The 12,545-nt window shown below is 69.6% G+C and carries 14 protein-coding genes, 1 tRNA gene and 1 riboswitch; of the genes, 7 read left to right on the top strand and 8 right to left on the bottom strand.

The annotated features are described in order from the left end of the window. Positions 1-85 precede the first annotated feature (85 nt). Positions 86-2,686 carry a transglycosylase domain-containing protein gene (locus tag IE308_RS19655; protein ID WP_190218940.1) on the top strand — a complete coding sequence of 867 codons (2,601 nt, stop codon included), beginning with the start codon at positions 86-88 and terminating at the stop codon, positions 2,684-2,686. Positions 2,687-2,696: 10 nt separating this feature from the next. On the opposite strand, the gene IE308_RS19650 is transcribed toward IE308_RS19655, so the two are convergent. The 3 genes from IE308_RS19650 to IE308_RS19640 form a co-directional block, all read right to left on the bottom strand. After that, the gene (locus IE308_RS19650; protein ID WP_110628445.1) at positions 2,697-3,017 is read right to left on the bottom strand and encodes a DMT family transporter; all 321 of its coding nucleotides are present in this window, start codon (positions 3,015-3,017) and stop codon (positions 2,697-2,699) included. Between the two features lie 34 nt (positions 3,018-3,051). After that, a riboswitch (guanidine-III (ykkC-III) riboswitch) is annotated at positions 3,052-3,135 on the bottom strand. A gap of 55 nt (positions 3,136-3,190) precedes the next feature. Next, positions 3,191-3,547, bottom strand: a complete 357-nt coding sequence (locus tag IE308_RS19645) for a GroES family chaperonin (protein WP_110628446.1) — start codon at positions 3,545-3,547, stop codon at positions 3,191-3,193. A 65-nt stretch (positions 3,548-3,612) separates the two neighbouring features. Beyond that, the gene (locus tag IE308_RS19640; RefSeq protein WP_110628447.1) at positions 3,613-3,942 is read right to left on the bottom strand and encodes a DUF3618 domain-containing protein; all 330 of its coding nucleotides are present in this window, start codon (positions 3,940-3,942) and stop codon (positions 3,613-3,615) included. 94 nt (positions 3,943-4,036) lie between these two features. On the opposite strand from IE308_RS19640, the gene bcp reads away from it, so the two are divergent. The 3 genes from bcp (at position 4,037) to IE308_RS19625 (ending at position 5,740) form a co-directional block, all read left to right on the top strand. After that, positions 4,037-4,504: a thioredoxin-dependent thiol peroxidase gene (gene bcp / locus IE308_RS19635; protein WP_190218939.1), complete on the top strand. Its 468-nt coding sequence runs from the start codon at positions 4,037-4,039 to the stop codon at positions 4,502-4,504. Between the two features lie 92 nt (positions 4,505-4,596). Beyond that, a complete protein-coding gene (locus IE308_RS19630) occupies positions 4,597-5,613 on the top strand; it encodes an HNH endonuclease signature motif containing protein (protein WP_190218938.1) in 1,017 nt (338 codons plus the stop codon). Positions 5,614-5,655: 42 nt separating this feature from the next. After that, positions 5,656-5,740 (top strand) — tRNA-Leu (locus tag IE308_RS19625). Between the two features lie 56 nt (positions 5,741-5,796). Here the strand turns inward: IE308_RS19625 and rdgB are convergent. The 4 genes from rdgB to IE308_RS19605 all read right to left on the bottom strand — a co-directional run bounded on the left by rdgB (position 5,797) and on the right by IE308_RS19605 (position 8,076). Continuing rightward, the gene (gene rdgB, locus IE308_RS19620) at positions 5,797-6,399 is read right to left on the bottom strand and encodes an RdgB/HAM1 family non-canonical purine NTP pyrophosphatase (RefSeq protein WP_110628449.1); all 603 of its coding nucleotides are present in this window, start codon (positions 6,397-6,399) and stop codon (positions 5,797-5,799) included. A 44-nt stretch (positions 6,400-6,443) separates the two neighbouring features. Further along, positions 6,444-6,854, bottom strand: coding sequence for a hypothetical protein (locus IE308_RS19615; protein ID WP_190218937.1), 411 nt, complete (start codon positions 6,852-6,854; stop codon positions 6,444-6,446). 158 nt (positions 6,855-7,012) lie between these two features. Continuing rightward, positions 7,013-7,750, bottom strand: a complete 738-nt coding sequence (rph, locus tag IE308_RS19610) for a ribonuclease PH (RefSeq protein ID WP_110628451.1) — start codon at positions 7,748-7,750, stop codon at positions 7,013-7,015. Between the two features lie 92 nt (positions 7,751-7,842). Then, positions 7,843-8,076 carry a PTS sugar transporter subunit IIB gene (locus tag IE308_RS19605; protein ID WP_043440579.1) on the bottom strand — a complete coding sequence of 78 codons (234 nt, stop codon included), beginning with the start codon at positions 8,074-8,076 and terminating at the stop codon, positions 7,843-7,845. 179 nt (positions 8,077-8,255) lie between these two features. On the opposite strand from IE308_RS19605, the gene IE308_RS19600 reads away from it, so the two are divergent. After that, entirely contained in the window at positions 8,256-9,572 is a 1,317-nt protein-coding gene (locus tag IE308_RS19600; protein ID WP_110628452.1) for a PTS transporter subunit EIIC, read from the top strand. Between the two features lie 180 nt (positions 9,573-9,752). Beyond that, a complete protein-coding gene (locus IE308_RS19595) occupies positions 9,753-11,003 on the top strand; it encodes a PTS transporter subunit EIIC (protein WP_110628453.1) in 1,251 nt (416 codons plus the stop codon). Between the two features lie 73 nt (positions 11,004-11,076). Here IE308_RS19595 and IE308_RS19590 read toward each other — a convergent pair whose 3' ends face one another. Beyond that, the gene (locus IE308_RS19590; protein WP_190218936.1) at positions 11,077-11,829 is read right to left on the bottom strand and encodes an MBL fold metallo-hydrolase; all 753 of its coding nucleotides are present in this window, start codon (positions 11,827-11,829) and stop codon (positions 11,077-11,079) included. Between the two features lie 272 nt (positions 11,830-12,101). Here IE308_RS19590 and IE308_RS19585 point away from each other — a divergent pair, with 272 nt between their 5' ends. After that, a complete protein-coding gene (locus IE308_RS19585) occupies positions 12,102-12,542 on the top strand; it encodes a type II toxin-antitoxin system PemK/MazF family toxin (RefSeq protein WP_190218935.1) in 441 nt (146 codons plus the stop codon). Positions 12,543-12,545 lie beyond the last annotated feature (3 nt).

The raw sequence follows: 12,545 nt of genomic DNA, 5'->3' as shown, positions 1-12,545 counted from the left end.
GAGTCTTCAATGGGGGGAGTGGTGCGCAGAAGGCGCAACGAGGCGTACGGGAACGTACGACGCGAAACAGGAGTCCGAGCACGACATGAGCGACGAGCCGCAGCCGCAGCAGCCGACCGAGGCCGGGGCGAAGGGAGAGCCGAAGGCGGCTGACGACGACGGCACGACCGCCGCATCCGGAACCACCGAAGCGGGAGCCGCTGAAGCGGGAACCGCCGAGTCCGGCACCGCTGGGTCCGGCACCGCTGGGTCCGGCACCGTTGAGTCCGGAACCGTTGGGTCCGGAACCGTTGAGTCCGGGCTCGCCGAATCGGAACCCGCCGGATCCGGGACCGACGGCAAGAAGCCCAAGCGCCCCAAGCGCACCGGCTGGCGGCGGCTCGTCCCGACCTGGCGCATGGTCCTCGGCACCTTCGTCATCGGCGTCCTGCTGCTCGCCGGCCTGTTCTTCCTCGGCTACTCCATGGTGAAGATCCCGCCGGCCAACGCCCTGGCGACCAAGCAGTCCAACGTCTACCTCTACGCGGACGGCACCGAGATCGCCCGCGACGGCGAGGTCAACCGGGAGAACGTCACCCTCGCCCAGATCTCCAAGGACGCCCAGCACGCCGTCCTGGCCGCCGAGGACCGCGACTTCTACAGCGAGTCCGCCGTCGACCCCAAGGCGATGCTCCGCGCCGGCTGGAACACCGTCACCGGCAAGGGCAAGCAGTCCGGTTCGACCATCACCCAGCAGTACGTGAAGAACTACTACCTGGGCCAGGAACAGACCGTCACCCGCAAGGTGAAGGAGTTCTTCATCGCGATCAAGCTGGACCGCGAGACGAGCAAGGACGAGATCCTGGAGGGCTACCTCAACACCAGCTTCTTCGGCCGCAACGCCTACGGCATCCAGGCCGCCGCCCGCGCCTACTACGGCATCGACGCCACCGACCTGACCGCCGCCCAGGGCGCCTACCTCGCCTCCCTGCTGAACGCGCCCAGCGAGTACGACGTCGTCGCGCACCCCGAGAACAAGGCCGCCGCCGAGGCCCGCTGGAGCTACGTCCTGGACGGCATGGTGAAGAAGGGCTGGCTCAGCCAGTCGTCCCGGGCCGCGCTGAAGTTCCCGATGCCGCGCCAGTCCACCCTCTCCACCGGACTGTCCGGGCAGCGCGGTTACCTCCTCGACGCGATCAAGGACTACCTCTACGAGAACAAGATCGTCGACGCGGACGAGCTGCGGGCAGGCGGGTACCGCATCACGACCACCCTGCAGAAGAGCAAGCAGGACGCGTTCGTGAAGGCCGTCGACGACCAGCTGATGTCCAAGCTGGATGCCAAGGCCCACCCCCGCGACAAGTACGTCCGCGCGGGCGGCGCCGCCGTCGACCCCAGGACCGGCAAGGTCGTCGCGATGTACGGCGGCATCGACTACGTCAAGCAGTACACGAACAACGCCACCCGCGGGGACTACCAGGTCGGCTCCACGTTCAAGCCGTTCGTGTTCACCGCGGCCGTGCAGAACGAGGCCACCACCCAGGACGGCCGGACCATCACCCCCAACACGATCTACAGCGGCGAGAGCGAGCGCCCGGTGGAGGGCTGGAGCGGCGGCGGGTACGCCCCGGAGAACGAGGACGGCGTCAACTACGGCCCCATCACGGTCCGCGAGGCCACCGACAAGTCGGTGAACTCGGTGTACGCGCAGATGGCCGTCGACGTCGGCCCGGCCAAGGTCAAGCAGACCGCGGTCGACCTCGGCATCCCGGCGGACACCAAGTCGCTCTCCCCGTACCCGTCCATCGCGCTCGGCGTGGCGAACGCCAGCGTCCTGGACATGGCGGAGGCGTACGCGACGCTCGCCAACCACGGCAAGCACGGCACGTACACGCTCGTCGAGAAGATCACCAAGGACGGCCAGGACGTCATCCGGCTGCCGCAGGCCGAGCAGCACCAGGCCGTCAGCCGGGAGGCCGCCGACACCACGACGGCGATACTGCAGAGCGTCGTCGAGAACGGCACCGCGACCGCCGCCCAGGCCGCGGGCCGCCCGGCCGCCGGCAAGACCGGCACCGCCGAGTACGACACGGCGGCCTGGTTCGCCGGCTACACCCCGGAACTGGCCACGGTCGTGTCGGTGATGGGCCAGGACCCGGACACCGCCGCACAGAAGTCGCTGTACGACGTGATGGGCCTGCCGCGTATCAACGGCGGCGGGGCGCCGACCGACATCTGGGCGCAGTTCACCCGCGACGCGCTGAAGGACACCCCGGTCAGCGACTTCGATCTGGAGCTGGAGGAGGGCGCCGAGGAGACGCAGGCCCCGCCGAGCACCGAGCCGAGCGACGAGGAGACGGACGACACCGGCGACGGGAACACCGGCGGCACGACCGGCGACCCCACGGGCCGTCCGGCCACCGCGGGGCAGACCGGCGGGCAGACGCCGGGCCAGACCCAGGGCCAGACGACCGGTGGCACCAGCACCGGCACGACCACCACCGGCGGCACCCCGTCCACCGGCGGCACCACCGCCGGGGACACCACGGACGGCGGCGGCACCGGCGGCACGACCGGCTCCACCGCGGACGGCGGGACGACCGGGGACGGCGGCACCACGACCGACGGCGGCACGGGCGGCGACGGCGGCACGACCGACGGCACGGACACGGCCGGCACGACGTTCGGCCAGGGCACCTTGAGATAGCGCCCCGCGATCAGTGCCCGCTGGTCGCCTTCAGCCCCACGACGGCGACCAGCAGCAGGCACACGAAGAAGATCCGGGCGGCGGTGGCCGGCTCGCCCAGCACGACCATGCCGACCACCGCCGCACCGGCCGCGCCGATGCCCACCCACACGCCGTAGGCGGTGCCGATGGGCAGGGAGCGGGCGGCGTAGGACAGCAGCAGCATGCTGGCGACGATGCCGGCGCCGGTGAACAGGCTCGGCCACAGCCGGGTGAAGCCCTCGCTGAACTTCATGCCGATGGACCAGCCGACTTCGAGCAGACCGGCGACGACGAGCAGAACCCACGCCATGGCGAGCACCTCCGGACGTTGTTGCTTGAGCGGGGGTGCGTCGTCTTTGCGTTCGTACCGCTGGGGTACGGCCCGGTACGGCGCGTCTCGTCGGGCGGATCTCCTTCGAAGGTAGCAAAGGACGCGCAAAAGGGGCTGGTGACCATGGTCACCAGCCCCTTTCGACCGCTGTGTCAGAGGTACAGGCCGGTGGAGTCCTCCGACCCCTCGAACCGGTCCGCGGCCACGGCGTGCAGGTCGCGCTCGCGCATGAGCACGTAGGCGATGCCGCGCACCTCGACCTCGGCACGGTCCTCCGGGTCGTACAGGACCCGGTCGCCCGGCTCCACGGTCCGTACGTTCTGCCCCACCGCGACGACCTCCGCCCAGGCCAGCCGGCGGCCGACGGCCGCGGTGGCCGGGATGAGGATGCCGCCGCCGGAACGCCGCTCGCCCTCGCTGGTGTCCTGCCGCACGAGGACGCGGTCGTGCAGCATGCGGATGGGCAGCTTGTCGGGATGGGTGCTGTGCTCGTTTCTGTTGGCGCTCACGCCACTGAACCTACCTGCCTGGAACGGATCCGTACGCGGGAGGGGTGCCGCTCGGCAGCCGGGCCTCAGCCCTTGCGGCGCCTGCTGCTGAACAGGAGGAGCCCCACGACCCCCACGGCCACGAGGGCGACGGGCACGACGCGCTCCAGCCGGGGTGCCCCCTCCTCGTCCGTGAACTGCGCCCGCACGTCACTCACGACCCGGTTGACCTGCACATAGGCCCTCCCGACCGTGTGATCGATGTTGGCGACGACCTTGGCTTTGGCATCCCCGACGATCGTCTTCGGATGCACCCGCACCCCGATCTCGTCGAGTGTCTCGGCCAGCACTTCGCGGCGGCGCCTGATGTCCGCCTCGATCTGCGCCGGGGTTCTGGTGTCCGACGTGTCCGCCACCGTACGGCCTCCGAAGTCAATCTGATGCTGTTCTGGACAGTCTGTCAGCTCTCGGCCCCGCCGCACTGTCAGGACCCCCGGTTACGCTGGTCCGATGAGCGAGCGACTCCAGCCCGGGGACGTGGCCCCCGCCTTCACCCTGCACGACGCCGACGGCAACGAGGTCTCCCTGTCGGACCACAAGGGCCGCAAGGTCATCGTCTATTTCTACCCGGCCGCGCTGACCCCCGGCTGCACCAAGCAGGCGTGCGACTTCACCGACAACCTCGACGTCCTGGCCGGCGCCGGGTACGACGTCATCGGCATCTCCCCCGACAAGCCGGAGAAGCTGGCCAAGTTCCGCGAGAAGGAGAACCTCAGGGTCACCCTCCTCGCCGACCCCGACAAGCAGGTCCTGGAGGCGTACGGCGCCTTCGGCGAGAAGAAGCTCTACGGCAAGACGGTCGTCGGCGTCATCCGCTCCACGGTGATCGTCGACGAGGAGGGCAAGGTCGAACGGGCCCTGTACAACGTCAAGGCGACGGGCCACGTAGCCAAGATCATCAAGGACCTGGCCATCTGACCCACCCCGCCCGACCCGACCGGGCGTGACCCTCCGATCACCGGCTCGTTACTCCGTACGAGAGGGGAACGCCTGGTCGTATCGGAGGGGGAATGGACCGCGAGGCAAGGTACGCGCCCGAGGTGCTGGCGAACGCCGTGAGCGAGTCGCACAGCTGGAACGAGCTGGTGCGCCGCCTGGGCCTCAAGCCCAGCGGCGGGCAGCGGAGGGTGCTTCAGCAGAGGGTCGCCACCCACGGCCTCGACGTCAGCCACTTCAGACGGCACAGCCCGTGGCGCGCGTATTCGGACACGACCATCACTGATGCGGTCGCCGGATCGGCATCCCTGCGTGAGGTTGCCTTGCATCTGGGGGCGACTCCCGCACGCGGAACGCTGTCGCACCTTCGCCGCCGCATCGCCGCGGCAGGTATCGACATCAGCCACTTCGCCGGTATCGACCGGTCGCGCGCTGCCCTGCCCTTCACCGACGAGGAGCTGCGAGCCGCCGCGGCCGCCTCGGACAGCGTCCGCGGTACGGCCAGGGCGCTGGGGGTTCCGGACGACGGACGTTCCAGAGCGGCACTGGGGCGGCTGCTTCGGGACCGGGGGATCGACACGTCGCACTTCCGCCACGCCCGCATGGCGCTGCCCGAGGACCGGCTGAGGGCCGCCGTGCGGTCATCCGGCAGCTACGCCGATGTGATGCGCGCCCTGGGCTTGGAGGTGAACTACACCAACCACCGCAGGGTCCGCCGCAAGGTCGCCGAGCTGGGTTTGGACACCGGCCACTTCACGCGGCGCTCAGGGAGCGTGCAACCCACCCTGCCGAAGAGCTCGCGGGCGCTCGACGCCTTGGTCGTCCTGCCTCCGGGATCACCGCGTCCCAACCGTGAGCGGCTCCATGCCGGGCTGCGCGAGCGCGGAGTGCCGTACCGCTGCGCGTCGTGCGGAAACCGTGGGGAGTGGCTCGGGCAGCCGATCACGCTGCATATCGACCATGTCGACGGCGACTGGCTCGACAACCGCGTCGGGAATCTTCGGTACCTGTGCCCGAACTGCCACGCCCTGACGCCTACATGGTGCCGGAAGAAGTCCCGGCACGGCGGTGATGCGGGCCCCGTACACTGAGGGGCACCGAGCGGCTCAGGGGGACCTGATGTCCGTTTTGGGGCGGTCGTGGCGAAATAGGCGATACGCGCGGGTTTTAGGTGCCCGTGGGAGAAATCCCGTGTGGGTTCGAGTCCCACCGACCGCACTGTCTGCACCGAGGGGTGGGTTCGCGTTCTGCGCGGACCCACCCCTCGTCCGTCTTCAGCCCAGCAGTTCCCGTACCACCGGGACCAGGGCGCGGAACGCCTTGCCGCGGTGGCTGATCGCGTTTTTTTCGGCCGGGGTCAGCTCCGCGCAGGTCCTCGTCTCGCCCTCGGGCTGGAGGATCGGGTCGTAGCCGAAGCCGTTCGTGCCGGCCGGGGTGTGGCGGAGGGTGCCGGGGAGGCGGCCCTCGACCACGCGTTCCGTGCCGTCGGGGAGGGCCAGGGCGGCGGCGCAGGCGAAGTAGGCGCCGCGGTGTTCGTCCGCGATGTCGGAGAGCTGGGCGAGGAGCAGGTCGAGGTTGGCCTTGTCGTCGCCGTGGCGGCCGGCCCAGCGGGCGGAGAAGATGCCGGGGGCGCCGTTCAGGACGTCCACGCACAGGCCGGAGTCGTCGGCGACGGCGGGCAGGCCGGTGGCCTGGGCGAGGGCGTGGGCCTTGAGCAGGGCGTTCTCGGCGAAGGTGACGCCGGTTTCCTTGACGTCGGGGATGTCCGGGAACGCGTCGGCGCCGACGAGTTCGTGCGGGAGTCCGGCCTCGGCGAGGATCGCCCTCAGCTCGGTGATCTTTCCGGCGTTGCGGGTGGCGAGGATCAAGCGGGTCATGGCCCCCAGTATCCCCAGCGGGGTCGGGGGCCGGTGACCGGCCGTTACGGCGTGCAGACCTTCGTCAGTTCGCCGGCCGCGTCCGTGACCGGGCTGATGTCGGGGGTCCGGTCGCCGTTCCTGATGGCCGTACGGACGTTGTCGACGGCCTTGCTCAGGTCGTCCACGGCCTTGTTGACGTCGGCGTTGTCGGTCTTGTCGCCGATCTTGTCGAGGTTCTTGTCGATCGCGGCGAGGGACTCGTCGAGCTGCGTGGGGTCGTTCGAGGCGTTCTCCACGGCCTGCTGGAGGTCGGTGACGCTGTCGGCGATGGCGTCGGCGGTCTGCACGCAGTCCAGCGCCTTGTTCACGGCGTCGCAGCCGGTGGTGAGACCGGCGGTGAGTGCGGTGGCCGCGACGGCGGCGGTGACGATGGCGATACGGCGGCCTCGACGTGGGCGTCGGCTCGCGGCCATGGCTGTGCTCCCTCCCTCGGGCCGGCCCGTGGCCGCCCTTCTCGGGCCTCCCCCGGCCCCCGTTTTCCGTACCCCTACTGACGCGTCCGAGGACGGCACGGTTGCCCGTGCCGTCCTCGGACGTCTTATGTTCTCTTGAGCGTGGTTTGGGGTGCGCTTTACCGTTCGAGGACGGTTTCGAGCGCCGCGCGCTGCGCCGCCGCCAGCTCGGTGCAGCCGGAGACGGCCAGGTCGAGGAGGGCGTTCAGCTCCTCGCGGGCGAACGGCTCGGCCTCGGCGGTGCCCTGGACCTCGACGAAGCGGCCGTCTCCGGTGCAGACGACGTTCATGTCGGTGTCGGCGCGGACGTCCTCCTCGTAGCAGAGGTCGAGGAGCGGGACGCCGCCGACGATGCCGACGGAGACGGCGGCGACGGTGCCGGTGATCGGCTGCCGGCCGGCCTTGATCAGCTTCTTGCCCTGGGCCCAGGCGACGGCGTCGGCGAGGGCCACGTAGGCGCCGGTGATCGCGGCGGTGCGGGTGCCGCCGTCGGCCTGGAGGACGTCGCAGTCGAGGACGATCGTGTTCTCGCCGAGGGCCTTGTAGTCGATGACGGCGCGCAGGGAACGTCCGATGAGCCTGCTGATCTCGTGGGTACGGCCGCCGATCTTGCCCTTGACGGACTCGCGGTCGCCGCGGGTGTTGGTGGCGCGGGGCAGCATGGCGTACTCGGCGGTGACCCAGCCCTCGCCGCTGCCCTTGCGCCAGCGGGGGACGCCTTCGGTGAAGGAGGCGGTGCAGAGCACCCGGGTGTCGCCGAAGGAGACGAGGACGGAGCCCTCGGCGTGCTTGCTCCAGCCGCGCTGGATGGTGACCGGGCGGAGTTGTTCGGGGGTGCGGCCGTCGATGCGTGACATGCCGCTGAGCCTAGCCCGAGTGGCGGAAGGGGCTCCTCCCTCGGTGGGAGAAGCCCCTTCCAGGTGAATCCGGGGTCCTGGGACCCGGGGGTTCACATCATGTCTTCGATCTCCGCGGCGATGGGGTCGGCGTCGGTGCCGATGACGACCTGGATGGCGGTGCCCATCTTGACGACGCCGTGGGCGCCGGCGGCCTTCAGGGCGGCCTCGTCGACCAGGGAGGCGTCGTGCACCTCGGTGCGCAGGCGGGTGATGCAGCCCTCGATCTCGTCGATGTTGTCGATGCCGCCGAGCCCGGCGACGATCTTCTCAGCCTTGCTGGCCATGTTCCGTCTCCCTGAAATCCCTGGTGCGGACCGCCGCCGCGGTGTCGCGGTCGTCGCGGTAGTCGCAGTAACCCACAGTCGGCCCAACTTCGCGAGCGTTGATGCCGTATGTACCGAATGATGGCGATCACGACAGCGAAGCCGACTGTCGGTCAACTGGTCTACACCAGAGGATACCGATGAGTGCCGAGAGTGCCGCCGAGGGCCGGAAGGTCAGCCCCGCGAGGGAACGCTGGAGCCGCTTCTTCCAGGGCCTGCAGAAGATGGGGCGCAGTCTGCAGCTGCCGATCGCGGTGTTGCCGGCGGCGGGCATCCTGAACCGTCTGGGGCAGGCGGATGTCTTCGGGGACCAGGGCCTGGGGTGGACGAACGTCTCCAAGGTGATGGCAGCCGCGGGCGGCGCCCTGCTGGACGGTTCGCTGGGTCTGCCGCTGCTGTTCTGCATCGGCGTGGCGATCGGCATGGCGAAGAAGTCCGACGGGTCGACCGCGCTGGCCGCGGTGGCGGGTTACCTCGTCTACTACTTCGTCCTGCACCAGTTCCCGAAGGACTGCCCGACCGGCACGTTCACCAGTGCGGGCCCGCTGGGCGGGGTGTGCGCCGCGCCCCTGGGCTCGCCCGCGACGCCGGCCGAGTACCAGAACCCAGGGGTGTTCGGCGGCATCGTGATGGGCCTGCTGGCGGCCTACTTCTGGCAGCGCTATCACCGGACGAAGTTGGTGGACTGGCTGGGCTTCTTCAACGGGCGCCGACTCGTGCCGATCATCATGGCGTTCGTGGCGATCGCGTTCGCGGTGGTGTGCCTGTGGATCTGGCCGCCGGTCGGTGACGCCCTGGAGAACTTCAGCGAGTGGCTGCGGGACGCCGGCGCCTGGGGCGCCGGTCTGTTCGGGGTCACGAACCGGGCGCTGCTGGTGATCGGTCTGCACCAGTTCCTGAACGTGCCCATCTGGTTCCAGTTCGGTTCGTACACCGCGCCGGACGGCCAGGTGTGGCACGGCGACATCAACATGTTCCTCCACGGTGACCCCGACGCGGGCCAGTTCACCTCGGGCTTCTTCCCGATCATGATGTTCGCGCTGCCGGCGGCGGCCCTGGCCATCACGCACTGCGCGCGGCCGGAGCGGCGCAAGGTGGTGGGCGGGCTGATGCTGTCGGTGGCGCTGACGTCGTTCGTCACGGGGATCACCGAGCCGATCGAGTACTCGTTCCTGTTCATCGCGCCCGTGCTGTACGCGGTCCACGCGGTGCTCACGGGGGTGTCGATGGCGGTGACGTGGGCGCTGGGCGTGCACGACGGCTTCAGCTTCTCCGCCGGATTGATCGACTACATCATCAACTGGAACCTGGCGACCAGACCGTGGGCGATCATCCCGATCGGCCTGTGCTTCGCCGCCGTCTATTACGTGATCTTCCGCTTCGCCATCACGAAGTTCGATCTCAAAACCCCCGGGCGGGAGCCGGAGGAGGAGGTCGAGGACGTGACAAGAGCCTGATGAGGCAGGGTTTTTGGGCCTTCGGACCGCCGGTCCGGGGGCCCTTCGTCACGTTCGGGACACGGTACGGGGCGTAGCGCTCCGGTTGCGTTTTTGACGGGTTCCTTATACCGCCTTCATCGTGTTACAACAGGTCTACACCACTGAGTGGTGTAGACCACCACCCGATGGAGGAAGTCTATGAGCACCGCCACCGCAACGGCGGCCCCCGCAAAGAAGCGGGGATCCGGCCTGTTCCAGGGCCTGCAGAAGGTCGGCCGCAGCCTCCAGCTGCCCATCGCCGTGCTGCCGGCGGCGGGCATCCTGCTGCGGCTCGGCCAGGACGACGTCTTCGGCAAGGACGGCTTCGGCTGGAACAAGGTCGCGGCCGTGTTCATGACGGCCGGCGACGCCGTCTTCGCCAACCTGCCGCTGCTGTTCTGCGTCGGCATCGCCATCGGCTTCGCCAAGAAGGCCGACGGTTCGACCGCGCTCGCCGCCCTGGTGGGCTTCCTCGTCTACAAGAACGTGCTGACGGCGTTCCCCATCACCGAGGCGAAGATCACCAAGGGCGAGGACATCGCCGCGACGTACAACGACCCCAAGGTCTTCGGCGGCATCATCATGGGCCTGATAGCCGCGGTCGTCTGGCAGCGCTTCCACCGCACCAAGCTCCCCGACTGGCTGGGCTTCTTCAACGGGCGCCGGCTCGTGCCGATCCTGATGGCCTTCATCGGCACCGCGGTGGGCGTCTTCTTCGGCCTGGTGTGGGAGCCCATCGGTGACGTGATCACCAACTTCGGCGAGTGGATGACCGGCCTCGGCGCGGTCGGCGCGGGTATCTTCGGCGCGATCAACCGGGCGCTGCTGCCCGTGGGTATGCACCAGTTCGTCAACACGGTGGCGTGGCAGGAGATCGGCTCGTTCAAGGACGCCTCGGGTGCCGTCTGGCACGGCGACCTGCCCCGGTTCTTCCACGGCGACCCGACCGCCGGCCAGTTCATGACCGGCTTCTTCCCGATCATGATGTTCGCCCTTCCGGCAGCCGCCCTGGCCATCACGCACAGCGCCCGCCCCGAGCGCCGCAAGGTCGTCGGCGGCATGATGATGTCGCTCGCGCTGACCTCGTTCGTCACGGGTATCACCGAGCCGATCGAGTTCGCGTTCATGTTCATCGCGCCAGTGCTGTACGTCATCCACGCGGTATTGACCGCCGTCTCCATGGCCGTCACCTGGGCCCTCGGCGTCCACCACGGCTTCAGCTTCTCGGCGGGCGCCATCGACTACTTCCTCAACTGGAACATGGCCACCAAGCCGTGGATGATCATCCCGATCGGGCTGGTCTTCGGCGCGATCTACTACTTCACGTTCCGTTTCGCCATCGTCCGGTTCAACATCCCCACCCCGGGCCGCGAGCCCGAGGAGGAGGTCGAGGATCTCACCAAGGCGTGAGAGCTCGTCGTACGGCGTGACGAAGGCCCCGGACCTGCAAGGTTCCGGGGCCTTCGGTGTGTGTGCCGTGGGGTCAGATGTCGTACGACAGTCTGGGTGCCGCCAGTTCCACCGGGCCCTCGTACACCGCCCGCGCGTCCGCCAGGTTGACCTGGGGGTCGGTCCACGGCGGGATGTGGGTGAGGACCAGGCGGCGGGCCCCGGCCCGGGCCGCCGTCTCGCCTGCCTCGCGGCCGTTGAGGTGCAGGTCGGGGATGGACTCCTTGCCGTGGGTGAACGCGGCCTCGCACAGGAACAGGTCGGCGTCCCGGGCGAGTTCGTCGAGGGCGGGGGTGACGCCGGTGTCGCCGGAGTACGCGAGCACCTTCCCCGCGTGCTCGATGCGGATGCCGTACGCCTCCACGGGATGGGCCACGCGCTCGGTGTGCACGGTGAACGGGCCGATCTCGAAGGTGGACGGCTTGACCGTGTGGAAGTCGAAGACCTCGCTCATGGAGGAGGCCGACGGGGTGTCCGCGTAGGCCGTCGTCAGGCGGTGCTCGGTGCCCTCGGGGCCGTAGACCGGGAGCGGGGCGCAGCGGCCGCCGTCATGGCGGTAGTAGCGCGCGACGAAGTACGCGAGCATGTCGATGCAGTGGTCGGCGTGCAGATGGCTCAGGAAGATCGCGTCGAGGTCGTAGAGACCGCAGTGGCGCTGCAGCTCGCCCAGGGCGCCGTTGCCCATGTCGAGAAGCAGCCGGAAGCCGTCGGCCTCGACGAGGTAGCTCGAGCAGGCCGATTCCGCGGACGGGAACGACCCCGAGCAGCCGACGACGGTGAGCTTCATGGAGCGGAAACCTCCGTGGCGGAAAATGCGGGAAATGCGGGCAAATCTGCGGAAACGGGATATCGGGAATCGGGGACGGGCGTGGGGTCGTGCGGTCCGTCGAGCGTAAGGCGCAAAACCTCCGGTCGCTCCTCCGCCAAGGCCTGTTGTGGGCGAACTCACCTGTGCTGTCACCGGTTCGGCTGGACGCGGGGCGCCTGCGGCGCGCGGCAGGTTGCGCGGAGTGACGAAAGGGCGCGCGGCGTGCAGGATGCGCCGGTACCGTCGTCGGTATGGACACGTCCTGGTGGCTGGCGCTCGTGGCGGTGGTGCTGCTCGCGCTCGTCGCGGTGCTCGTCGACGGGTGGGGGCGGGCGCCCCGGCCGCCGGGCGGCGGGCGGCGGTCCCGCGGTGGCGGGACGGGCGCGCGGCCGGAGCCCGCGGAGATCTGGTGGGCGGGCGTGCCCTTCGAGGACGGGCCGGGGCGGAAGGACCGGCCGTGTCTGGTGCTGTCCGTGCGGGGTGGCCACGCGGTCGTCGCGAAGATCAGCACCAAGAACCACCACGAGCGGGCCGGGGTGATCCCGCTGCCGCCGGGCGCGGTGGGGGACGCGCGGGGGCGGGCGAGTTTCCTGCAGACGGACGAGTTGCGCGAGGTGCCGGTGGGTGACTTCCGGCGCCGCGTGGGAGTGGTGGACCCGGTCCTGTGGGACCAGGTCCGTCACCTGGCATAGCGC

The organism is Streptomyces griseosporeus, assembly GCF_014656055.1.
GTDB classification, from domain to species: domain Bacteria; phylum Actinomycetota; class Actinomycetes; order Streptomycetales; family Streptomycetaceae; genus Streptomyces; species Streptomyces griseosporeus.
The sequence above is the reverse complement of the archived record's forward strand: the minus strand, read 5'-3'. Positions and strand labels throughout refer to the sequence as shown.